Below are 21,228 nucleotides of genomic sequence, written 5' to 3'. Positions count from 1 at the left end.
CGAAGGCCACGACACGCCTGGGGCGCATTGGCTTTTGTCTACAGTTTACCGAGCACGGTGACCAGTACCAGAGGGAGTTGAGCCCGTCACGGGCAGCGCACGACCTGTCCCGCGTACGACAGGTTCCCGCCGAAGCCGAAGAGCAGCACCGGGTCGCCGGTGACGATCTCGCCGCGCTCCACCAGCTTGGAGAGGGCGAGCGGCACGGACGCGGCCGAGGTGTTGCCGGAGTCGACCACGTCGCGGGCGACCACCGCGTTCACCGCGCCGATGCGCTCGGCGAGCGGTTCGACGATGCGCAGGTTGGCCTGGTGCAGGACGACCGCGGCCAGGTCGGCGGGCACGAGCCCGGCCCGCTCGCAGGTCGCGCGGGCCAGCGGCGGCAGCTGCGTCGTCGCCCAGCGGTACACGCTCTGCCCCTCCTGGGCGAACCGCGCGGGCTGGCCCTCGATCCGCACCGCGTGCCCCATCTCCGGCACCGACCCCCACAGCACGGGGCTGATGCCGGGCTCGTCGTCGGGCCCGCAGGCCTCGACGACGGCGGCGCCCGCGCCGTCGCCGACCAGGACGCAGGTGGTGCGGTCCGTCCAGTCCGTGATGTCGGACATCTTGTCGGCGCCGATGACCAGGGCGCGGCTCGCGGCCCCGGCCCGCACGGCGTGGTCGGCGGTGGCGAGCGCGTGCGTGAAGCCCGCGCAGACCACGTTGACGTCCAGGGCTGCGGGCGAGCGCAGGCCGAGCCGGGCGGCGACGCGGGCGGCCATGTTCGGCGAGCGGTCGATCGCCGTGGAGGTGGCTACGACGACCAGGTCCACGGACTCGGGCGCCCGGCCCGCCGCCGCGAGGGCCTTGGCGGCGGCGTGCGCGGCGAGCTCGTCGACGGGCTCCTCGGGCCCCGCGATGTGCCGCGTGCGGATGCCGACCCGGGAGCGGATCCACTCGTCGCTGGTGTCCACCATGCCCGCCAGGTCGTCGTTGGTCAGCAGCCTGGCGGGCTGGTAGTGGCCGACGGCGGCGATGCGTGAGCCGGGCATGGGCGGGTCCCCTCGTGGTGCCGGAAGTGCGGGACCGTCCAGTCTGCTGAGCGACTCACGGGTAGCAGGTGACGTAATGCGACAGGATTGGGAGCGCTCGTTTGGATGCTTCTCATCATCGCGTCACCCGGTGAAGAGCTGTTTGGCCTTGTGTACGAGTTCGTAGAGGCCGTATGCCAGGGGCACGGTCACCCACAGCCAGGATCCCAGGATCAGCGCGCGGCGGCGCGGCGGGCGGTCCTGCCGCGGCGCGGGCGTGCCCGGGTCAGCGGGCGGCGGGCTCGGCGGCGTCGTCATCGGCGGCGGTCTCCTTCGGTGCGGCGAGGTGGTGGCGGGGGTGGACGGGACGGACCAGCTCGTTGGCGACGAACCCGACGACCAGCAGGCCGATCATGATCGAGAAGGAGGTGCCGTACAGGGCGGCGCCCTCCTTGCCCGCCTCCTCCTGCCGGTCGGCCACCCAGTTCACGATCAGCGGGCCGAGGACCCCGGCGAGCGACCAGGCGGTCAGCAGGCGGCCGTGGATGGCGCCCACCTGGTAGGTCCCGAAGAGGTCCTTCAGGTACGCGGGGACGGTGGCGAAGCCGCCGCCGTAGAAGGAGAGGATGACCAGCGCGCAGACGATGAACAGGGGCTTGGAGTCGTCGCCGAAGCGGGCGATGAGCAGGTACATCAGCGCGCCCGCGCCCAGGTAGACGCGGTACACGTTCTTCCGTCCGAGCAGGTCGGACGCGGACGACCAGCCGATGCGGCCCGCCATGTTCGCGGCCGAGAGCAGGGCGACGAACCCGGCGGCCGCCGACGCGGAGACCGGTGTCGAGGAGTCCGCGAAGAAGTCCGTGATCATCGGGGCGGCCTTCTCCAGGATGCCGATCCCCGCGGTCACGTTCATGCACAGAACGACCCACAGGCACCAGAACTGCGGGGTGCGCACGGCCTGGCGGGCCGAGACCTGGGGCCCGGCCGGCGCCCCCGCCGCCCCTTGGCCGCGGGCGCCGTCCGGCCCGGGAACCCGCACCAGGAGCACCCCGAGCGCCATGAAGACCGCGTACGTCAGACCGTGCACCAGGAAGGCGAGCGCGATGCCGGAGGAGTCCGTGCCGAACGACTCCAGCATCCGCGCCGACCACGGTGAGGCGATGAGCGCGCCGCCGCCGAAGCCCATGATCGCGATGCCGGTGGCCATGCCGGGCCGGTCGGGGAACCACTTGATCAGCGTGGACACCGGCGAGATGTAGCCAATGCCGAGCCCGATGCCGCCGACGAAGCCGTAGCCGAGGACGACGAGCCAGTACTGCCGGGTCGCGGCGCCGAGCGCGGCGAGCAGGAAGCCGGAGGAGAAGCAGACGAGCGCGACGGACATCGCCCAGCGGGGGCCGTTGCGCTCCACGAACGTGCCGCCGAAGGCGGCGGACAGGCCCAGCATGACGATGCCGAGCTGGAACGGCAGCGCACTCTGGGTGCCGCTGAGGTCGAGCGCGGACTCCAGGGGCGGTTTGAAGACGCTCCAGGCGTAGGCCTGGCCGATGGAGAGGTGCACCGACAGGGCGGCGGGCGGCACGAGCCAGCGGCTCCAGCCGGGGGGTGCGACGGGGGGCCTCATGATCCCGAACGGTAGGAATCCGGCGGTCCGTTGGGAAGGGGTCGGACGGGGATTCGTCGACGGTATGCGATGTGGTGCGCGGCCTCTTGTCGGCCCAACTCCCATACTGTAGACAGTATTCCATTCCCCGTCGCGCGGCCGTCCGGCCCCCGGGGCTACGCAAGGCTCGTCGGAACCTCGGCCGAACGGAGCGTCCCGTCGTGAGAGTCGCAGTCCTGGGCGCCGGAGCGATCCTCGAACTCCTCGCCTCCTCAGTCGACTTGTCGACCACTCTCCAAGTCGATGTGTGGATCAAGCGGTACGGGGCTCGGCCGGACCGCTTCGGCCCGCGCGGCCGCCCGCCCGGACGAGCGGCCGCGCGTCGACAACGACCTGTACGTGCGGGAGTACGACAAGTGCGTGGACGCCTGCGGCGAGCAGGGGGACGAGTCGGCGCAGACCGGGACGACGACGGTGTGCGCGTACCGCGGAGGCGGCTGCGGCCTCTCCCTGCACGTGCAGGACAATGGGATCGTGAAGGTCACCTCGCCGCACGAAAGGCCGGTGACCCACGGCGACCTCTGCGGCAAGGGCCGCTTCGGCTACCAGCACGTACAGAACCGGGACTGATCGACATGGGACGAGCCACGGAGCGCCGTCGCGTCCTCCGCATCCGCGACGGCGCGGTCAGCGAGCGGCCCGACACGCTCGTCGCCGAGGAGCCGATGGAGATCCGCCTCAACGGCAGGCCGCTCGCGATCACGATGCGCACGCCGGGCGACGACTTCGCGCTCGCCGCGGGCTTCCTCGTCAGCGAGGGCGTCCTCGGCGCGGCGGACGAGCTGCGGAACATCGTGTACTGCGCGGGCGCCACCCAGGACGGCTCGAACACGTACAACGTGGTGGACGTGTCGACCGCGCCCGGCGTCGTCGTCCCCGACATCACCCTCGAACGCAACGTGTACACGACCTCGTCGTGCGGCCTGTGCGGCAAGGCGAGCCTGGACGCGGTCCGCACGACGGCCCGCTGGCCGATCGAGGACGGCCCCGAACCCCTGCGCCTGACCCCCGAGCTGCTCGCGGGCCTGCCCGACCGGCTGCGCGCGGCCCAGCGCGTCTTCGACCGGACCGGGGGCCTGCACGCGGCCGCGCTGTTCTCCGAGGACGGCGAGCTGCTCGACGTACGCGAGGACGTGGGGCGGCACAACGCCGTCGACAAGCTGGTGGGCCGGGCCCTGCAGAGCGGGCGCCTGCCGCTGGCCCGCACGGTCCTGCTCGTGTCGGGGCGGGCCTCGTTCGAGCTGGCCCAGAAGGCCGTGATGGCGGGCATCCCGGTGCTCGCGGCCGTCTCGGCGCCGTCGTCCCTGGCCGTCGACCTGGCGGCCGAGGCGGGGCTCACGCTGGTGGGCTTCCTGCGGGGCGCCTCCATGAACGTGTACGCGGGCGAGCACCGGGTGGCCTTGCAGGCCATGGCCGACCAGGGCTAGGCGGGGCCCCGGGCTGCGCCCCGCTTGCGGCTGGGGTCATCGCGCTGCGCGCTCGTCCTCAAACGCCGGACAGGCTTGATACCTGCCGGTTCGTGCTCGCCCTCACGCGCCGGTGCACCCGTTGCGCGGCTCGGCGTCACGCGTCCGGTGCGTCCACTGCCGCCACCCGCGTCAGCATCTCCATGAAACGATCCCGCTCCTCCTGCGACAGCGAGCTCAGGAGGTCGGCGTTGGCCTGCCGCGCGACGTGGGCGCAGCGCTCCACCTTGCGGCGGCCCTCCGCCGTGATCGTCACCGCGTTCTTGCGGCGGTCCTTGGGGTCGGGCGTGCGGTCGACCAGGCCCGCGTCCTGGAGGTCGTTGAGGACGCCGACCATGTCCTTGGGGTCGAGCGACACGCTGCGGCCGAGCTCCGCCTGGGCGACGGGGCCGAGGTCGGCGACGGCGGACAGGACCACGTGGTGCCACATCCGCAGGCCCTCGGCCGCGAGGGCGCCGGCGACCAGGGCGCGGCCGCGGGCGGCGGCGCGGCCGAGCAGCCAGCTGGGCAGGGTGCGGATGGTGGACGGGGCGGGCGGGGTCTCGCGCATGGGAGGAGCGTACCGAAGAACCGTTGGACTTCCCCATGAAGTGACGGTTATCGTTGGGATTACCAATGGTTCTGCTTTGAGGAGGCACACATGCGTCGCGTTCGGTACGACCACAGCGGCGGCCCGGAGGTCCTGCGGCTCGAAGAGGCCCCCGTGCCCGTGCCGGGACCCGGCGAGCTGCTCGTGCGCGTCGCGGCGGTGGGCGTGACGCTGCCCGTCGTGCGCAAGGTGCGCGAGTCCCCCGAGCCGATACCGCTCGGCGGCGAGATCGCGGGCGAGGTGGCCGGGCTCGGCCCGGGCGTCACCGGCTTCGCGCCCGGCGACCGCGTCACCGGCCTGGTCTTCGGACACGGCTACGCCGACTACGCCCTGCTGCGCACCGCCATGGCCTCCCCCGTGCCGGACGGCGCGAGCGCGACCGACGCGGTGGCCCTGGTCCGCAGCGGCCTGGTCGCCTGCGGCGCGCTCGACGCGGCGCGGCCCGCGCCCGGCGAGGCCGCGCTGATCACCGGGGCGGCCGGCGGCGTGGGCCATCTGGCGGTGCAACTGGCCGCGCACCGGGGCGCCGGGCGCGTCGTGGGCGCCGTGTCGGACCCCGCCAAGGCCGGCTTCGTGCGCTCCCTCGGCGCCACCGACGTGGTCACGTACGCCGAGGAGAGCTGGGGCGAGCCCGTCGACTACTGCCTGGACGCGGTGGGCGGCGAGCTGCTCGCCCCGGCCCTGGCCGCGCTCGCCCCCTTCGGCCGCCTCGTCGCGTACAGCTCGGGCGGCGGCACCGTGCGGGCGTACGACCTGCTGGTCGGCGCCAAGTCCGTGACGGGATTTCAGATGGCGCTCATCGCCCGGGGCCGCCCGGACACCTACGAGGCGTGGCGCCGGGAGCTGTGGCGGCTCTTCGCGGCGGGCGCGCTGCGGCCCGCCGTGCACGCCGCGTTCCCCCTGGAGGAGGCGGCGAAGGCGCACGAGGCCATCGAGTCCCGCGGCAACCTCGGCAAGGTCGTCCTCGTCCCGTAGCGACGGCCCCCGGGGGGCGCGCAGACCTTCCCCGACGCTCATTCTCACCCGTTAGGAGGGTTGATTCCGGACCCGCTCGCCCGGATGGCTTCAGCTACACGCACGGTTCTTGTGCGCTCCCTGCGGCCCAAGTAGCGTCGGCGCCCCGCACCTTGGACATGGGATGTCCATATGTCCGGTCGATATGGTCACTACGAAGGGCCAGCCGAATGCCGCTGAGACACCGCGCACGCCCCGGACCGCCCCGGCTCGACCACGCTGCCTCCGCCCGCCTCCGCACGCCCCGGCGCACCGTCGCCGCGCTGACCACGGCCACCCTCACCGCGCTCGCCCTGCCGTCGGCCCTGACCGGCCAGGCCGCGGCCGGGGACCAGGCGCCGCCGTCCTTCGAGCAGCAGATCCTCTTCAAGGCTTCCCAGGATCCCGGGTACACCTGCTTCCGTATACCGGCCGTCGTGAAGACGACGAAGGGGACCCTGCTCGCCTTCGCCGAGGGGCGCGTCCACGACTGCAGCGACGCGGGCGACATCGACCTCGTCCTCAAGCGGTCCTACGACGGCGGCCGCACCTGGGGGCCGATGCAGGTCATCAACGAGGGCGGCGGGGACACCCACGGCAACCCGACGCCGATCGTGGACCGGGACACGGGCCGCATCGTGCTCGCGGAGACCTACAACACGGGACGCACGGACGGCAAGAACTGCGACGTGCCGTGCGACCGCACCCCGCACCTCCAGTACAGCGACGACGACGGCGTGACCTGGTCGAAGCCGCGGGACCTGAGCAAGGAGATCCTGCCCGCGCACTGGAACTCCTGGTACGCGACCGGACCCGTGCACGGCCTGCAGCTGAGCCGCGGCCGCCACAAGGGCCGCCTCGTCTTCGCCGTGAACGCCGAGACCTGGAACGGCAGCCGGGTCACCGCCAACCACGCCGCGCTCATCGTCAGCGACGACGGGGGCGACAACTGGCGGATCGGCGCCACCGACTCGTACGACGTCGACGCCGCCGACGGCACGTTCCGGCAGAAGCCGTCGGAGATGACCGTCACCGAGCGCCACGACGGCTCCATCTACGTCAGCGGGCGCGAGCAGGACGGCACCGACCTCGGACACCGCTCCCACACCGTCAGCCGCGACGGCGGCGACAGCTTCATCGCGCCCTTCCGCCCCCAGCCCGACCTGTACACGCCCCAGGTGCAGGGCTCGACGCTGCGGCTCGGCAAGCGGCTCCTGCTCGCCTGCCCCGGCGACCCCGACCGGCGCCGCACCATGACCGTCCGGTCCTCCTACGACGGCGGCCGCACCTGGGACAGCTTCGACCGCGGCACCGTCGTGACCACCGACTGGTCCGGCTACTCGGACATGGTGCACGCCGACGGCGACCACGTGGGCCTGATGTACGAGGCGGGCCCGGTCGACGCCCGCGACGAGATCCGCTTCGCGCGCTTCACCGAGGACTGGCTGCAGCCGCGGCGCGGCCCCGACCCGCACACGAGCGACTGGGCGCCCGGTGCGACGGGCGCCGCGGTGCTCGGCGGCGCCCGCCGCACCGAGGGCGTCACGGGCGACGCCCTCGCCTTCGACGGAACCGACGACGCGGTGCGCCTGCGCTACCGCCCCCAACTGCCGCTCGGATCAAGGGACTTCACCCTTTCCCTGTGGTTCCGCTACGCCGCCACCAGCGGTGAGCAGCCGCTGCTGTGGATGGGCGGCGTCGGCACGAACCAGCCCCAGGTGTGGCTGCGCGGCGAACCCGCGGCGGGCCGCCTCACCGGTCTGATCACCACCCGCGACGGCGGTACGCCGCCCCGCTCGGCCTCCCTGAGCACACAGGGCGCGTACAACGACGGCGCGTGGCACCACGCCGTCCTGCGGCGCGGCGGCGGGACGCTCACGCTGTTCGTGGACGACATGGAGCTGTCCAGGCCGGACGTGCCGGGCACGGTCAGCCGCAACTCGCCGTTCGGCGTGCACATCGGGCAACGCGTCGACAGCAGGGCCCACTTCGCCGGAGCCATCGACGAGGTACGGGTCTTCAAGCGCGCCCTGACCGACGCGGAGGTCGACGAGCTCGCCTCGGTGGCCGACGCCGACCGGGGGCGGGCGGGGCGCTCTGCTGTGACACCGGACACCGTCGCCTGGCTCCCCATGGACCGCGTGCGCCCGAGGAACTAGCGTCCCGGGCGTGTCCCAAGCCACACGGCCGTACGCCGGCCAGAGTGACGCCGACCGGCAGCAGGGCGGCCGCAGTTCCCGTGGACTGTGGCTGGCCCTGCTGCTCGTGCTCGCCTGCGTGGCCGTGCTGCTCACCGTCCTGCCCGGTGACGAGAGCGACCGGAAGGACGGTGCGGCGTGCACGGCGCGCACGGTCGGCTCCTGGCGCGCCGAGCCACGGCCCACCGACGCGTTCGCCGCGTACGGCGACGACGGCGCGCGCGACGACGACTGGTCCGGCGGCGACGGCACCCACTCGGTGCGGCTGCCCGACGGGCGCGTCCTCTGGCTGTTCTCCGACACCTTCCTCGGCCGGGTGCACGAGCCGCCGAACCTCCAGGGGCAGCCGCACAAGTGGCGTGACGGCACCGCCCCGATGGTGCGCAACTCCGGCGTGGTGATGTCCCGCTCGGGCGGGGTCGAGCGGACGCTGCCCACGCCCCTGTTCGCCGACCCCGCGCCGGGGCAGTGGCGCTGGCCGGTCGCCGCGAAGGTCGAGCCGCGCACCCCGGGCGGCGACGAAAAGGTCGTGCGCGTCCTGCTGTGGACCCGTGCCGCGGGCCCCAAGCCGTGGATCTTCGGGGTGCCCGCCGCCACCGAGGTCGCCACGCTCACCCTGCCGGACCTCGCCCTCGAAGGCATCACGCAGATCCAGGACCAGCGCGGCGTCGCCGACCCCGAGGAGCGCGTCCTGTACGGCACCACGACGGTCGACGACGGCGACCACACCTACGTCTTCGGCGGCAACGACGCGCAGACCGCCTCGCGCCCCTCCTCGCACGCCTACGTCGCCCGCGTCCCGCACGGCGGCCTCGGCGACCCCGCGGCCTGGCGCTACTGGAACGGCAGCCGCTGGGCGCCCGACGGCCGCGCGAAGCCGCGCCGGATCCTCGGCGACGGCGACCAGCGGGGGGTGGGCAGCGCGTTCACGGTGGTCCGCGAGGGCGGTACGTACGTGCTGTTCACGATGGCCGCGGGCGCGCAGGGCCTGACGACCGTCACGTCCTACTGGGCCTGTTCGCCCACCGGGCCCTGGCACGGCCCCGCCAAGGGCTTCGCGCCGCCGCTGCCGCGGGACCGGGCGGCGAACGGGGACGCGGCCGCGTACAACCCGCAGGCGCACGCCGCGCTGAGCGGCGACGGGCGGCTCGTCCTGAGCTACGACGTCAACGCGCTCGACGCCACGGCCACGGCGGGCGGGCAGGCGCGGGTCAACCGGAACGTGGAGCTGTACCGGCCGCGGTTCGTGTCGCTGCGCCTCGCCCGGCCGCAGTGAACTCCTCCGGATCGTGGGAGCGGCGCTTGGCGATGACCGCGCACACCATCAGCTGCATCTGGTGGAAGAGCATCAGGGGCAGCACCGCGAGCGAGGCCTGCGGGCCGAACAGGACGCTCGCCATGGGCAGTCCGGCCGCCAGGGACTTCTTCGACCCGGCGAACTGGATCGCGACCCGGTCCGCGCGGCCGAAGCCGAGCCGCTTCGCGCCGTACCAGGTCAGGCTGAGCATCGCCGCGAGCAGCACCGCCTCCACGCCGAGCAGCGCGGCGAGCCGGGCCGGGGTGACCTGGCTCCAGATGCCGCGCACCATGCCCTGGCTGAACGCGGTGTAGACGACGAGCAGGATCGAGCACCGGTCGACGAGACTCAGGACCTTCTTGTGCCGGGTGACGAAGCCGCCCTCCCGTCGCCCGCCGCCACCCTGCCTGACGCGCTTCGCGCGGCTCCTCCATTCTCCGCAACGCCGCAGCAACTGCCCCGCGAGGAAGGGCACGAGCAGCTGGAGCACGATCCTCAGGAACGCGTCGGCGGAGAAGCCGCCGCCGGTGTCGGCGAGCAGCCAGGCCACGAGCAGCGGGGTGAGCACCACACCGGCGAGCGAGGAGAACGTCCCCGCGCAGATCGCCGCCGGGACGTTGCCGCGCGCCAGCGAAGTGAAGGCGATCGACGACTGGATCGTCGACGGCACCAGGGTCAGGAACAGGAAGCCGCTGTACAGCGCGGGCGTCAGGACGTGCGGCACGAGCCCCTTGGCGGCGAGGCCGAGCAGCGGGAACACCAGGAACGTGCAGAGCAGCACGGTGAGGTGCAGCCGCCAGTGGCGCAGCCCGTCGAGGGCCTCGCGGGTGGAGAGGCGGGCGCCGTAGAGGAAGAACAGCAGCGCGACGGCCGTGGTGGAGGCCCCGGACGCAACGTCGGCCGCGGTGTCGCGGGCGGGCAGCAGCGCGGCGAGGCCGACGGTGCCGAGCAGCACCGTGATGAAGGGGTCGACCGGCATCCACGACGGCCAGGACGGGCGTTTCACAGGGCTCCGCGCTCTCGGGGTCTCGGTTCTTCGGGCCCGTCCACGGGCCGGGCCCGGTACGTGCCCTCTCCATGCTCCTCCTGTTCGAGGCGATCGGGAATCCCGCACACCGCTCTGACTGTCATCACGTACCGCGATAACCTGGAGCGATGTACGACCCCGCGCAGCTGCGCACGTTCCTCGCGGTGGCCCAGACGCTGAGCTTCACGCAGGCCGCGCGCCGGCTCGGCCTGCGCCAGTCGACGGTCAGCCAGCACGTGCGGCGCCTGGAGGACGCGACCGGGCGCGCGCTGTTCGCCCGGGACACGCACAGCGTGGAGCTGACCGAGGACGGCGAGGCGATGCTCGGCTTCGCGCGCCGCATCCTGGAGGTGCACGAGCAGGCCGCGGCGCACTTCACCGGCGCCCGCCTGGGCGGACGGCTGCGCTTCGGCGCGTCGGAGGACTTCGTCCTGACGCGTCTCACCGACATCCTGGAGTCCTTCCGGCGCGACCACCCGGAGGTCGACCTGGAGCTGACGGTCGAGCTGTCGGGGACGCTGCACGAGCGCCTTGACGCGGGCAAGCTCGACCTCGTCCTCGCCAAGCGCCGCCCCGAGGACCCGCGCGGCGAACTGGTCTGGCACGACGGCCTGGTGTGGATCGGCGCGCCGCGCCTCCGCCTGGACCCGGGACGCCCGGTGCCCCTCATCGTGTACCCGCCGCCGGGCATCACCCGCGCCCTCGCCCTGCGGGCCCTGGAGCGGAGCGGCCGCCCCTGGCGGATCGCCTGCACCAGCGGCAGCCTGAACGGCCTGGTGGCCGCCGCGCGCGCCGGGCTCGGCGTGATGGCGCACTCCCGCGGTCTGATCCCGCCGGGCCTGGTCCGGGTCTCCGACCGGTTCGGCCTGCCGGAGCTCGGCGCGGTGGACTTCGTCCTGCGGCACGGCGAGCGGCGCCCGGCGGCGCCCGGCGCCGACGCCGCGGCGGACGCGCTCGCGGCGGCGATCCTGGCGGGCGGCGACCGCTTGCAGCGCGGCCGCACCTGAGGCCGGGGCCCGTAGGGCGCGCCCCTAGCGCGTGGGCTGGTAGGTGAGTTGCTTGACGCGGCGCAGGAACGGCGCCGTCTCGACGTGCTGTACGCCTTCGAGCCGCCCGAGCTTGCCGCTCACGTACGCGTAGAGACCGGCCGTGTCCGTGGCCACGACCGTCGCGACGAGGTTCGAGGGGCCCGCCGTCGCGGCGACGTAGGCGATCTCGTCGTGCCCGGCGAGGGCCTCGCCGACGGAGTGAAGGACGGCGGGCGCCGCGGTGATCCACAAGGTCGCGCCCGAGCGGTAGCCGAGCGGCTCGGCGTCGTACTCGATGTCGATGAAGACCGCGCGGGAGGCGAGCAGCGCGCTCAGGCGGCGCTTCACGGAGGACTCGGAGAGGCCGGTGGCGCGCTGGAGTTCGGGGTGGGTGGCCCGGCCGTCCGCTTCGAGCGCGGCGACCAGCGGCTCGTCCTCCGGGGTGATCCGCACCGGGCCCGCGGCCGGGGCGGGCAGCGCCGGGGTCAGCGCCGCGAGCTGCTCGTCGCTCAGCGGGGCGAGCTTGCCGAGCCAGCCGCGGGGCCCACCGAAGAAAGTGTGCAGGAGCTGGTGGGCGCGGATCTCCACGATGTGCGGAGTGCGCGGCAGCTTGCCGAGCAGCAGGTAGTGGTCGCCCGGGGTGCGGGGCTTGGTCATGCAGAGGACCTCCGTGCCGCCGGAGGCCAGGCCCACCCAGAACGTGTCGGGGCGGCGGGCGAGCGCGTGCGCGATGGTCTGCGCGCCGTCCGGCGCGCAGCGAAGCCGGAGCATCCAGTGGTCCTGGCCGAGCCGCTCGGCGTTGCGCAGCGCCACGACCCGGAGCCCGGCCTCGGCGGTGAGCTTGCGGAAGCGGCGCGCGATCGTCTGGTCCGAGACGCCGAGCACCGCCGCGATCTTGCTGAACGGGGCGCGCCCGTCGGTCTCCAGGGCCTGGAGCAGTTGCCGGTCCAATGCGTCGAGCGTGGAGGATTCCATCGTCATGTGCCCTTGGGGTGTCGGATCAGGCCGCGATGTGGCCATTGGCCGTCATGTTCGTCCGGCTGCCACGGATCGTACGACACCGGAGCCACCGCCCGGTGGCCCACGGAACCAGGAAACGGGAGAGACACCATGCGCTCATGGGGGCCGCTGACAGCGGTGTGCCTGGGCACTTTCATGCTGCTGCTCGACGTGACGATCGTGGTCGTGGCCCTGCCGGACATGGCAGCGGCGCTCGACGCCTCGCTCAGCGATCTGCAGTGGGTCATCGACGGCTACGCGCTCGCGCTCGCCGCGCTGCTGCTCGGCGTGGGCGCCGCCGCCGACGTCATCGGCCACCGGCGCGTCCAGGTAGCGGGCACCGTCGTCTTCGCACTCGCCTCGCTCGGCTGCGGCCTCGCGGCGGACGCGGAGCTGCTCGTGGCGGCGCGCGCCGTGCAGGGGCTCGGGGCCGCCGCGATGTTCGCCACGACCCTGCCGCTGCTCGGCGCCGCCTACCAGGGCAAGGAGCGCTCGGTGGCGCTCGGGGTGTGGGGCGCGGTCAGCGGTGCCGCCGCCGCGCTCGGGCCGATCGCCGGCGGGCTGCTCACCGAGGGCCCCGGCTGGCGCTGGATCTTCTTCGTCAATCTGCCGGTGAGCGTGGCCGCGGTCTGGCTCACGCTGCGCGCGGTGCCGCCGTCGCGCGGGCGCGCGGAGCGGCGCGTGGACTGGGCGGGCACGGCGACGTTCGTGCTGTTCGCGGGCGCGCTCACGTTCGGCGTGGTGCGGGCGTCGACGGTCGGCTGGACCTCGGCGCGCACCGGTGTGACGCTCGCGGTGGCGGCGCTCGCGTTGCTCGCCTTCGTGGCGGTGGAGCGCCGCGCGACGCATCCGCTGCTCGATCTGCGGCTGCTGCGCAAGCCCGCGTTCACGGGGGTCCTGATCGGCGCGATCGGCTACAACGCGGCCGCGTTCGGCGTGATCCCGTACTTCTCGATCTGGCTCCAGACGGTGCTCGGCATGAGCCCGGTGCGCGGCAGTCTGGTCCTGGTGCCGCTCTCGGCCACGTCGTTCGTGGTGGCGGCGGTCGGCGGCCGGCTCCTGCACGGGGTGCCCGGCCGGTACGTCATCGGCGTCGGCCTGCTGCTGATCGGCGCGGGCGGGCTCGCCATGGCGGTGCTCGACGCGGGCTCGTCCTGGGGCGCGCTCGTGCCGGGCCTGGTCCTCGCGGGCGTCGGCACCGGTCTGGTCGCGCCGGGGCTCGCGGGCGCCGCGCTCGCCGCGGTGCCGCCGCGCGACGCGGGCATGGCGGGCGGCGCGGTGAACACCTTCCGGCAGCTCGGCTACGCCCTCGGCGTCGCCGTCTTCGGCACGGTCCTGACCTCCCGGATGCAGGACACGCTCGGCCACGACGCGGCGCACACCGTGGCGGGCGGCGGGGCGGCGGCCGTGCGGGGCGCGTTCTCCGAGCACAGCGTGCGCGCGGCGTTCGCGTCCGGGCTCAACGGCGCCTCGCTCACGGCGGGCGTCATCGGCCTCGTGGCGGGCGTCGCCGTCCTCGTGATGGTCCGGACCAAGCGGGCGCCCGACGCAGGTCAGGGGCCCGCGGGGCCCGAACGGACGATCGAGGGCGCGCCCGAGAAGCAGCTCCAGGGGTAACTTCCGCGTACAGATTCGGTGGAGATTACGCCACCGAAACTTACTCATCCGTCAGGAAACTGTCCGGCCCTTCCCCTTGTGGCCGCATTTCACCAGCTGACCTGTGACGATCGTGCCAATTGGCGCGTTCCCCACCCCCCTCCCGGAAGGGTCCGGGGTGGGGTACCGTCACCGGCTCTGTGCGGAGCGCCACAAGGAGCACCATTGCGCGAGTTCACGAACCCTCCCCTGGCGTCGGCTCCGAGGGTGGGCGGCCTTGCCGACGCCGTCTTCGACCATGCCCTGGAGGATCCGGTCCGCGTCGTGCTCGGCCGCAAGGGCGCCGACGGCCGCTGGCGGGACGTGACGTCGGCGGAGTTCCGCGACGAGGTCCTCGCGCTCGCCAAGGGCCTGCTCGCCCGGGGCGTGCGCTTCGGCGACCGGGTCGCCATCATGTGCCGCACCCGCTACGAGTGGACGCTGTTCGACTTCGCCCTGTGGACCGTCGGCGCGCAGGTCGTCCCCGTCTACCCGACGTCGTCGGCCGAGCAGGTCTTCTGGATGCTGCACGACGCGGGGGTCACGGCGGCCATGGTCGAGCACGAGGACCACGCGATGACCATCGGCTCGGTCGTGGACCGGCTTCCGCTCCTCCGCTGTCTGTGGCAGCTCGACGAGGACGCGGTGCGCGAGCTCGGCGACGCGGGCCGCGACCTGGACGACGAGGTGGTGCACCGCCACCGGCGCGCGGTCACGCCCGACTCCGTCGCCACCGTGATCTACACCTCCGGCACCACGGGCCGCCCCAAGGGCTGTGTCCTCACCCACGCGAACTTCATGTTCGAGGTGGACACGGTCATCCGGCGCTGGGAGCCGGTGTTCCACGCCAAGCGCGGCGACGAGCCGTCGACGCTGCTCTTCCTGCCGCTCGCGCACGTCTTCGGCCGCATGGTGCAGGTGGCGGCGGTGCGCGGCCGGGTCAAGCTCGGGCACCAGCCGAGCCTGAGCGCGGCAGAGCTGCTCCCGGACCTGGCCGCGTTCCGGCCCACCTTCTTCCTCGCCGTGCCGTACATCTTCGAGAAGGTCTTCAACGCGGCCCGGCGCAAGGCCGAACGGGAGGGCAGGGCGGGCCCGTTCGACAAGGCCGTGGAGGTCGCGGTGAAGTACGCCGACGCCCTTGAGGCCAAGTCCTTCGGCACCGGGCCCGGCCCTTCGACGGCCCTGCGGATGCAGCACCAGCTCTTCGACAAGCTGGTGTACGCCAAGGTCCGCGAGGCGATGGGCGGCCGGGTGCGGCACGCGATGTCCGGCGGCTCGGGCATGGACCGGCGCCTCGGCCTCTTCTTCGCGGGCGCGGGCGTCACCGTCTTCGAGGGCTACGGCCTCACCGAGTCCTCGGCCGCCGCGACCGCCAACCCGCCCGAGCGCACCCGCTACGGCACGGTCGGCCAGGCCGTGCCCGGCACGACCGTGCACATCGCGGACGACGGCGAGGTGTGGCTGCGCGGCCCGCACGTCTTCCAGGGCTACCTCAACGACCCGAAGGCCACCGACGCGGCCCTGCACGACGGCTGGCTCGCGACCGGCGACCTGGGCGCCCTCGACGAGGACGGCTACCTCACGATCACCGGCCGCAAGAAGGAGATCCTGGTGACCTCCGGCGGCAAGAGCGTGTCCCCCGCCCAGCTGGAGGAGCGGGTGCGCGACCATCCGCTGGTCGCGCAGTGCATCGTCGTCGGCAACGACCGCCCGTACGTCGCGGCGCTCGTCACCCTGGACGCGGAGGCCGTCGACCACTGGCTCGCCATGCGCGACAAGCCGCCGCTCTCCCCCGCCGACCTGGTGCGCGACCCCGACCTGGAGACCGAGGTGCGGCGCGCGGTGGTCGCCGCCAACACCCTGGTCTCGCAGGCCGAGTCGATCCGTACGTTCCGGATCCTGGCGCACCAGTTCACCGAGGAGCACGGCCTGCTCACGCCCTCGCTCAAGCTCAAGCGCAAGGCCATCGAGGAGGCGTACGCGGACGAGGTCGGGGCCCTCTACCCCTGAGGCCGGGGGCCGCGCGCTAGCCGATCGAGACGCGGAAGATCTTGTCGGAGCCGTCGGGACGGCCGCCGTTGCCGTCGGCGTTGGTCGTGGACAGCCACAGCGCCCGCGCGCCGGGCACGGCGGTCACCGAGCGCAGGCGGCCGTACTGGCCGACGTAGAACGCCTTGGCGGAGCCGACGTTCTCGCTGTCGGCGTTGATGGGGACGCGCCACAGGCGCTCGCCCTTGAGGGCCGCCATGTAGACCGCCCCGTCGACGACGGCGATGCCGCTCGGCGAGGCCTCGGCGACGCCCCAGGTCTTCTTGGGGTTGGTCATCCCGGCCACGTTGCAGTTGCCCTCGCAGGCGGGCCAGCCGTAGTTCTTGCCCGGCTTGATGAGGTTGAGCTCGTCCCTGGTGGCGTCGCCCAGCTCGGCCTCCCACAGGCGGCCCTGCGGGTCGAAGGCGAGGCCCTGCGGATTGCGGTGGCCCAGGCTGTAGACGAGCGTGCCGAAGGGGTTGCCGGGGGCGGGCTCGCCGTCCCGGGTCAGGCGCAGGATCTTGCCGTTGAGGGAGTTCTTGTCCTGGGCGAGGTTGCGGTCCTGCGCGTCGCCGGTGGTGGCGTACAGCAGGCCGTCGGGGCCGAAGGCGAGGCGGCCGCCGTTGTGGTACTTGGCCTTCTTGATGCCCTTGACCAGGACCTTGTAGCCGCTGAGCGAGGAGCCGTCGTAGGTCATGCGGGCGATGCGGTTGCCCTCGGCCGCGGTGTGCATGACGTAGACGTAGTGGTTGGACGCCCACTGCGGGTCGACGGCGGCGCCCATGAGGCCGCCCTCGCCGCCGGTGGTCTGCGCCTCGGGCACCGTGCCGACCTGCTTCTTCGCGGAGCCGTCGGCCGACACCGACCAGACGCGGAAGTCGTCCCGCTCGGTGATGAGCGCGGACGTGCCGTCGGGCAGCCAGGAGGTGCCCCACGGTATGGTCCAGCCGTTCGAGATGGTCTTGATGGCGGTGGGCTCACCGGCCGGGGCGGGCGGCGCGGCCGCCGCCGGGGGCACGTGGGTCACGAGTCCCGCGGTGAGGACGGCGCCGGCGGCGAGGGCCACCCTCTTGGCGGTCGACCTGCTGTTGCCGTGCATGGGTGCCTCCTGTGAGGGGGAGTGGGACGTGCCGGCGCGAGCGCGGTGCCGGCTCAGACGCGCTGGTAGGCGCGCAGGTCGGTCAGGAGCATGTAGGTGTCCCGGATCGAGCCGGAGGTGTCGCCGAGGGAGCGGTAGATGCCCCACTTGGGCCGCACCCGGTCGGCGAGGAAGGTGTCCACGCCGGACTCCGCCGCGTCGACGACCGTCTTGCCGCCGCTCTTGAGGATCCAGCGCACGGAGCCCGCCGCGCCGTCGCCGATCGTGATCCGGAAGTCGACGTCGGTCCACCGGTCGTGCAGCGGCTCCAGATCGGTGCGGCCGACCACGACGTCCTGCTCGAAGAGCTTCAGCTCGATCGTCTGCCTGCCGCCGGAGCGGCGCAGTGACTGCACGACGATCGGAGCGCTGCCCGTGCCGGGCTGCTTCATCTGCATGATGTGCGTGAACGTCGTCGTCGCCCTGAGCGAACCCGGCAGGAACATGCGGTAGGTGACCCGCCAGGTCTGGCCCTTCCGCCAGGTCAGATACGTGTCGCCGGTACGGCAGCCGGTGACCTCCTGACGCTGCCGGTCGGCGCTGGTGTCCCGGTCCACGGTGTGGATGCTGAAGCGGAAGGCGTCGCCCTCGGCGGTGATGTGCGGCCCGCCCGCCGGGTGCGAGTGCGCGCGGTCGTCCTCCAGGGTCTCGAAGGCGCGGGTGCCCACCTCACGGGCGGACGGCGACCAGCGCGGCTGCCACCCGGCGACGGGCGCGCCGGGCGGCCGCCCGGTGGCCGCCGCGGTCGGCACTCCGGCGCCGAGTGCCGCTCCCAGTACGGCCCTTCGCGACGGGGTCATGCCCGGCTCACCTCTGTTTCCGCAGCTGTTCGTGCATGAGCAGGAAGGCGCCGAGCCCGTGGAAGTCGTTGGTCTGCCGGGGCCGGGCGACGTAGAAGGCGTAGTCGCCGACGTTCGTGCCGACGGAGATGCCGGTCAGGTCGGTCAGGCCGTCGGGGCCGCGCGAGATCCGCTCCAGGACACCCCGGTGGCCGCGCCGGGCGACCTCGCGGTACGACGCGGAGACGTAGCCCTTCTCGGCGGCGCGCGAGAGGGCGTAGGTGAACATGCTGGAGCAGGACGTCTCGGTCCAGTTCCCCTCCCGGCCGCCCTTGTCGGCGACCTGGAACCAGCGTCCTGTGGCCGGGTCCTGGGTGCGGGCGATGCCCGCCGCGAGCTTGCGCACGGTGGCGATGAGCTCCTCGCGGCCCGGCCCGCCCTTCGGGGTGGCGTCGAGGACGTCGACGGCGGCCATCGCGTACCAGCCGATGGCCCGGCACCACTGCTCGGGGGCGCGGCCGGTCTCCTTGTCGGCCCAGGCGGCGGTGCGCGACGCGTCGAAGGCGTGCTGGAACAGGCCGTTGTCCGCCTGGAGGTGGCGGGCGTAGGTGGTGAGCTGCGCGACGGCCTCGCGGTCGGTGTACGCCTCGTCGCCGAACTCCTCGCCGTACTCGACGAGGAACGGGTTCACCATGTAGACGCCGTCCGACCAGAGCTGGTGCGCGCGGCTCGCGGTGTCGGCGTGCCAGAAGCCGCCGTCGGACGTGCGCGGATAGGACTTCAGGCGGTCGCGGATCTTCCGCGCGGCGATCCGGTAGCGGTCCTCGCCCGTCTCGTGGTGCAGGACCACCAGGAGCCGCCCCGCCTGCATGCTGTCGAGGCTGTTGTACTTCTGCGCGGTGTTCCCGTCCTCGTCGACGAACCGGTCGACGTACTCCTTGAGGTACGTCAGATACCGCTCGTCGCCGGTGCGCAGGTACGTGCGGTACTGGCCGTAGAGGTAGAGCCCGACGGGGTACGACCAGCCGCCGATGGACGCGGGCGTGTGGCGGGCCATGGTGGACTCGACCAGGGCGACGGACCAGTCCTCGGCGCCCGCCCGCGCCGCGGCGGCCGCGGGGCTCGCGGACGGGGCCGCGGCCGGGGCCGCGGGGGCGGTCCCCGCGAGTCCTGTGAGTCCCACGAGTCCCGCGAGGGCTAGGGCGCACGCCGCCACGGACATGCCGGAACGCTTCATGATCCTCCTTCGCGGTAGGCGTAGCCGCCCGCGGCCCGCGCGGGCTCCCGCGCGGCGTCGACGAGGGCCCGCACGATCCCGTGGTCGGGCGAGCGCCCGCAGGCGGGGTCCGTGCGGGCGGCGTCGCCCGTGAGGGCGTACGCCTGGCAGCGGCAGCCGCCGAAGTCGACCGTCCGCAGCTCGCAGGAGCGGCAGGGCTCGGGCATCCAGGCCTCGCCCCGGTAGCGCGTGAAGGCGGGCGAGTGCCGCCAGATCCAGTCGAGCGGCCGGTCCCGCACGCTGGGGGCGGCCGCGCCGAGCAGTTCGGCGGCGGCCGGGCAGGGCAGGACCGTGCCGTCGGGCGCGACGGTCAGGGACACCGCGCCCCAGCCGCCCATGCACGGCTTGGCGGTGGCGTCCACGTAGTCGGGCGCCACCCACACCAGCTCCATGCGTCCGGCGAGTTCGGCCCGCCAGCGCTCGACGGAGCGGCGGGCGCGGGCCACCTGCTCGGGGTGCGGCAGCAGGGCGTCGCGGTTGCGCAGGGCCCAGCCGTAGAACTGGGTGTTGGCGAGCTCGATCCGCTCCGCGCCCCAGGCCAGGCCGAGTTCCACGAGGGCGTCGAGCGCGTCCAGGTTGGCGCGGTGCAGGACCACGTTCAGGCCGAGCGGCAGTCCGGCCGCGCGGACGAGGCGGGCCGCCCGCTCCTTGGCGCCGGACGCCCGCGCCCCGGCGATGCGCCGGGCGGCGTCCGGGTCGGTGTGCTGCACGGACAGCTGCACGCTGCGCAGGCCCGCCGCAAGCAGCTCGGCGAGCCGGGCCTCGTGCAGGCCGACGCCGCTCGTGACGAGCTGGGTGTGGATCCCGGCGCCGTCGGCGGCGGCGACGATCCCCGGCAGATCGCGGCGCAACAGCGGCTCGCCCCCGGACAGATGGGTCTGGACGACGCCCAGGTCACCGGCCTGCCGGAAGACGTCGGCCCACTCCGCGCCGGACAACTCCGCTGACCGACTGACCAGTTTGGTCGGATTGGAGCAGTAGGAGCAGCGCAGCGGGCAGCCGTGCGTCAGCTCGGCGAGCAGTGCCCAGGGCGGCTCCGGGGCCGGGGGCGGACCGGGCGCCGGGGGCGGCGCGGCGGCGGTCACCGCAGCCACCCCTCGTCCCGCAACTGCTCAAGGAACACGGGCACTTCGGCAGCGACCGGGGCTCCCGGGTGGCGCCGGGCGAGGTCCGCGACGATCGCCTCCACGTCGCGCTCGCCGTCGCACAGCGCCACGATGCTCCCGGCGGCGCCGCGCAGGACCACCACCCGCTCGGGCAGGACGAGCAGGTCGACGCCGCGCACCCGGTCGTGCCGGAGCAGCACCGAGCGGGCGAGCACGGGCCGCCAGTCGAGTCGTACGAGGTCGGTCACGGCGGCTCACTCCTTCGGTGCGGCCCCGGCGGGGCCCCGGTCGACGGCGTCGAGCAGCGCCCACAGCACGTCGCACTTGAAGGCGAGCGCGGCCACGGCCCGCTCCTGCTGCTCGCGGGTGCGCGCCCACGCGCGGACCAGGCCGAGCGCCTCCTGCCCGTCGCGGCCGCCCTGTTCCACCCGGCCGCGGAAGTAGGCGAGTCCGTCGGCGTCGATCCACGGGTAGTGCTGCTCGAACGCGACGATCCGCGTGCGCATCAGGTCCGGCGCGGACAGCTCGGTGAGCGAGGCGGCCACGGCGTCGAGCGCGGGCCGCAGCCGGCAGAAGTTGACGTATCCCTCGACGGCGAGCCGCACCCCCGGCAGCACCCGGGAGGCGTCCTCCAGCTCGTCGCGGCCGAGGCCCGCCGCCTCGCCGAGCCGCAGCCAGCGCTCGATGCCGCCGTCGCCGGGGCGCTCGCCGTCGTGGTCGCGGATCCGGCGCAGCCAGCCGCGGCGCAGCCCCGGATCGTCGAACTTGGCCAGGATCAGGGCGTCCTTGACGGGGATGTGGCGCTGGTAGTGGAACCGGTTGGCGATCCAGCGGCGCAGCTCGCCGGGGCTCAGGCCGCCCTCGTGCATCCGGACGTTGAAGGGGTGGCGGTCGTGGTAGCGCTCGGCGGAGACGGCCCGCAGCCGCTCGGTCAGCTCGTCGGGCGTCCACGGCTCGCGCTCGCCGGACACCGTGCCGTTCAGGGTGGCTGTG

Annotated in this window: 19 protein-coding genes and 1 pseudogene; 8 read left to right on the top strand and 12 right to left on the bottom strand. The window is 73.6% G+C overall.

The features are described 5' to 3' along the window. Window positions 1-86: 86 nt before the first annotated feature. From IG74_RS0101100 to IG74_RS0101090, 3 genes are all read right to left on the bottom strand, one after another. Window positions 87-1,034 (bottom strand): beta-ketoacyl-ACP synthase III, encoded by a 948-nt coding sequence (locus IG74_RS0101100; protein WP_030667950.1) that lies wholly within the window; start codon window positions 1,032-1,034, stop codon window positions 87-89. Window positions 1,035-1,157: 123 nt separating this feature from the next. Then, on the bottom strand, window positions 1,158-1,250 hold the full coding sequence (locus tag IG74_RS54590) for an MFS transporter small subunit (protein ID WP_420709847.1): 93 nt from the start codon (window positions 1,248-1,250) through the stop codon (window positions 1,158-1,160). Between the two features lie 49 nt (window positions 1,251-1,299). Next, the gene (locus tag IG74_RS0101090; protein WP_030667948.1) at window positions 1,300-2,637 is read right to left on the bottom strand and encodes an OFA family MFS transporter; all 1,338 of its coding nucleotides are present in this window, start codon (window positions 2,635-2,637) and stop codon (window positions 1,300-1,302) included. Window positions 2,638-2,867: 230 nt separating this feature from the next. On the opposite strand from IG74_RS0101090, the pseudogene IG74_RS53095 reads away from it, so the two are divergent. Together IG74_RS53095 and fdhD are read left to right on the top strand one after the other, a co-directional pair. Further along, window positions 2,868-3,246: pseudogene (locus IG74_RS53095) on the top strand (Fe-S-binding domain-containing protein); the annotation flags it as partial. Window positions 3,247-3,251: 5 nt separating this feature from the next. Next, window positions 3,252-4,103 (top strand): formate dehydrogenase accessory sulfurtransferase FdhD, encoded by an 852-nt coding sequence (gene fdhD / locus IG74_RS0101080; RefSeq protein WP_030667943.1) that lies wholly within the window; start codon window positions 3,252-3,254, stop codon window positions 4,101-4,103. 136 nt (window positions 4,104-4,239) lie between these two features. On the opposite strand, the gene IG74_RS0101075 is transcribed toward fdhD, so the two are convergent. Continuing rightward, window positions 4,240-4,692: a MarR family winged helix-turn-helix transcriptional regulator gene (locus IG74_RS0101075; protein ID WP_030667941.1), complete on the bottom strand. Its 453-nt coding sequence runs from the start codon at window positions 4,690-4,692 to the stop codon at window positions 4,240-4,242. 90 nt (window positions 4,693-4,782) lie between these two features. Between IG74_RS0101075 and IG74_RS0101070 the strand changes: the two genes are divergently transcribed. The 3 genes from IG74_RS0101070 (at window position 4,783) to IG74_RS0101060 (ending at window position 9,198) form a co-directional block, all read left to right on the top strand. Next, window positions 4,783-5,706 carry a quinone oxidoreductase family protein gene (locus IG74_RS0101070; RefSeq protein WP_030667938.1) on the top strand — a complete coding sequence of 308 codons (924 nt, stop codon included), beginning with the start codon at window positions 4,783-4,785 and terminating at the stop codon, window positions 5,704-5,706. Window positions 5,707-5,915: 209 nt separating this feature from the next. Continuing rightward, window positions 5,916-7,883, top strand: coding sequence for a sialidase family protein (locus tag IG74_RS0101065; protein WP_078868485.1), 1,968 nt, complete (start codon window positions 5,916-5,918; stop codon window positions 7,881-7,883). A 10-nt stretch (window positions 7,884-7,893) separates the two neighbouring features. Continuing rightward, entirely contained in the window at window positions 7,894-9,198 is a 1,305-nt protein-coding gene (locus IG74_RS0101060) for a hypothetical protein (protein WP_420709845.1), read from the top strand. Here the strand turns inward: IG74_RS0101060 and IG74_RS0101055 are convergent. Further along, complete coding sequence (locus IG74_RS0101055; RefSeq protein WP_078868484.1) at window positions 9,134-10,225, bottom strand: bile acid:sodium symporter family protein; 1,092 nt, start codon at window positions 10,223-10,225, stop codon at window positions 9,134-9,136. The genes IG74_RS0101060 and IG74_RS0101055 overlap by 65 nt on opposite strands. Before the next feature lie 149 nt (window positions 10,226-10,374). Between IG74_RS0101055 and IG74_RS0101050 the strand changes: the two genes are divergently transcribed. After that, on the top strand, window positions 10,375-11,253 hold the full coding sequence (locus IG74_RS0101050; RefSeq protein WP_030667923.1) for a LysR substrate-binding domain-containing protein: 879 nt from the start codon (window positions 10,375-10,377) through the stop codon (window positions 11,251-11,253). 24 nt (window positions 11,254-11,277) lie between these two features. Here the strand turns inward: IG74_RS0101050 and IG74_RS0101045 are convergent, their stop codons facing one another. Then, window positions 11,278-12,255: an Lrp/AsnC family transcriptional regulator gene (locus IG74_RS0101045; RefSeq protein WP_030667921.1), complete on the bottom strand. Its 978-nt coding sequence runs from the start codon at window positions 12,253-12,255 to the stop codon at window positions 11,278-11,280. 129 nt (window positions 12,256-12,384) lie between these two features. Here IG74_RS0101045 and IG74_RS0101040 point away from each other — a divergent pair, with 129 nt between their 5' ends. Continuing rightward, entirely contained in the window at window positions 12,385-13,890 is a 1,506-nt protein-coding gene (locus IG74_RS0101040; protein ID WP_051854419.1) for an MFS transporter, read from the top strand. Between the two features lie 204 nt (window positions 13,891-14,094). Then, the gene (locus IG74_RS0101035) at window positions 14,095-15,918 is read left to right on the top strand and encodes an AMP-dependent synthetase/ligase (protein ID WP_030667915.1); all 1,824 of its coding nucleotides are present in this window, start codon (window positions 14,095-14,097) and stop codon (window positions 15,916-15,918) included. Window positions 15,919-15,934: 16 nt separating this feature from the next. On the opposite strand, the gene IG74_RS0101030 is transcribed toward IG74_RS0101035, so the two are convergent. The 6 genes from IG74_RS0101030 to pqqC are packed head-to-tail and all read right to left on the bottom strand — an operon-like array spanning window position 15,935 to window position 21,218. Further along, window positions 15,935-17,035, bottom strand: coding sequence for a PQQ-dependent sugar dehydrogenase (locus tag IG74_RS0101030; RefSeq protein ID WP_030667912.1), 1,101 nt, complete (start codon window positions 17,033-17,035; stop codon window positions 15,935-15,937). Between the two features lie 53 nt (window positions 17,036-17,088). After that, window positions 17,089-17,874 (bottom strand): hypothetical protein, encoded by a 786-nt coding sequence (locus tag IG74_RS0101025; protein ID WP_030667910.1) that lies wholly within the window; start codon window positions 17,872-17,874, stop codon window positions 17,089-17,091. Between the two features lie 7 nt (window positions 17,875-17,881). Further along, complete coding sequence (locus IG74_RS0101020) at window positions 17,882-19,090, bottom strand: glycoside hydrolase family 88/105 protein (RefSeq protein ID WP_030667907.1); 1,209 nt, start codon at window positions 19,088-19,090, stop codon at window positions 17,882-17,884. Next, window positions 19,087-20,214, bottom strand: coding sequence for a pyrroloquinoline quinone biosynthesis protein PqqE (gene pqqE, locus IG74_RS0101015; RefSeq protein WP_037824156.1), 1,128 nt, complete (start codon window positions 20,212-20,214; stop codon window positions 19,087-19,089). Before pqqE ends, IG74_RS0101020 begins: the two co-directional genes overlap by 4 nt. Further along, complete coding sequence (gene pqqD / locus IG74_RS0101010) at window positions 20,211-20,483, bottom strand: pyrroloquinoline quinone biosynthesis peptide chaperone PqqD (RefSeq protein ID WP_030667901.1); 273 nt, start codon at window positions 20,481-20,483, stop codon at window positions 20,211-20,213. The genes pqqE and pqqD overlap by 4 nt, the downstream gene beginning before the upstream one ends. Before the next feature lie 6 nt (window positions 20,484-20,489). Further along, complete coding sequence (pqqC, locus tag IG74_RS0101005) at window positions 20,490-21,218, bottom strand: pyrroloquinoline-quinone synthase PqqC (RefSeq protein WP_037824226.1); 729 nt, start codon at window positions 21,216-21,218, stop codon at window positions 20,490-20,492. Window positions 21,219-21,228 lie beyond the last annotated feature (10 nt).

It is taken from the genome of Streptomyces sp. NRRL B-1347 (assembly GCF_000720325.1).
In the GTDB taxonomy this organism is placed as follows: domain Bacteria; phylum Actinomycetota; class Actinomycetes; order Streptomycetales; family Streptomycetaceae; genus Streptomyces.
The sequence above is the reverse complement of the archived record's forward strand: the minus strand, read 5'-3'. Positions and strand labels throughout refer to the sequence as shown.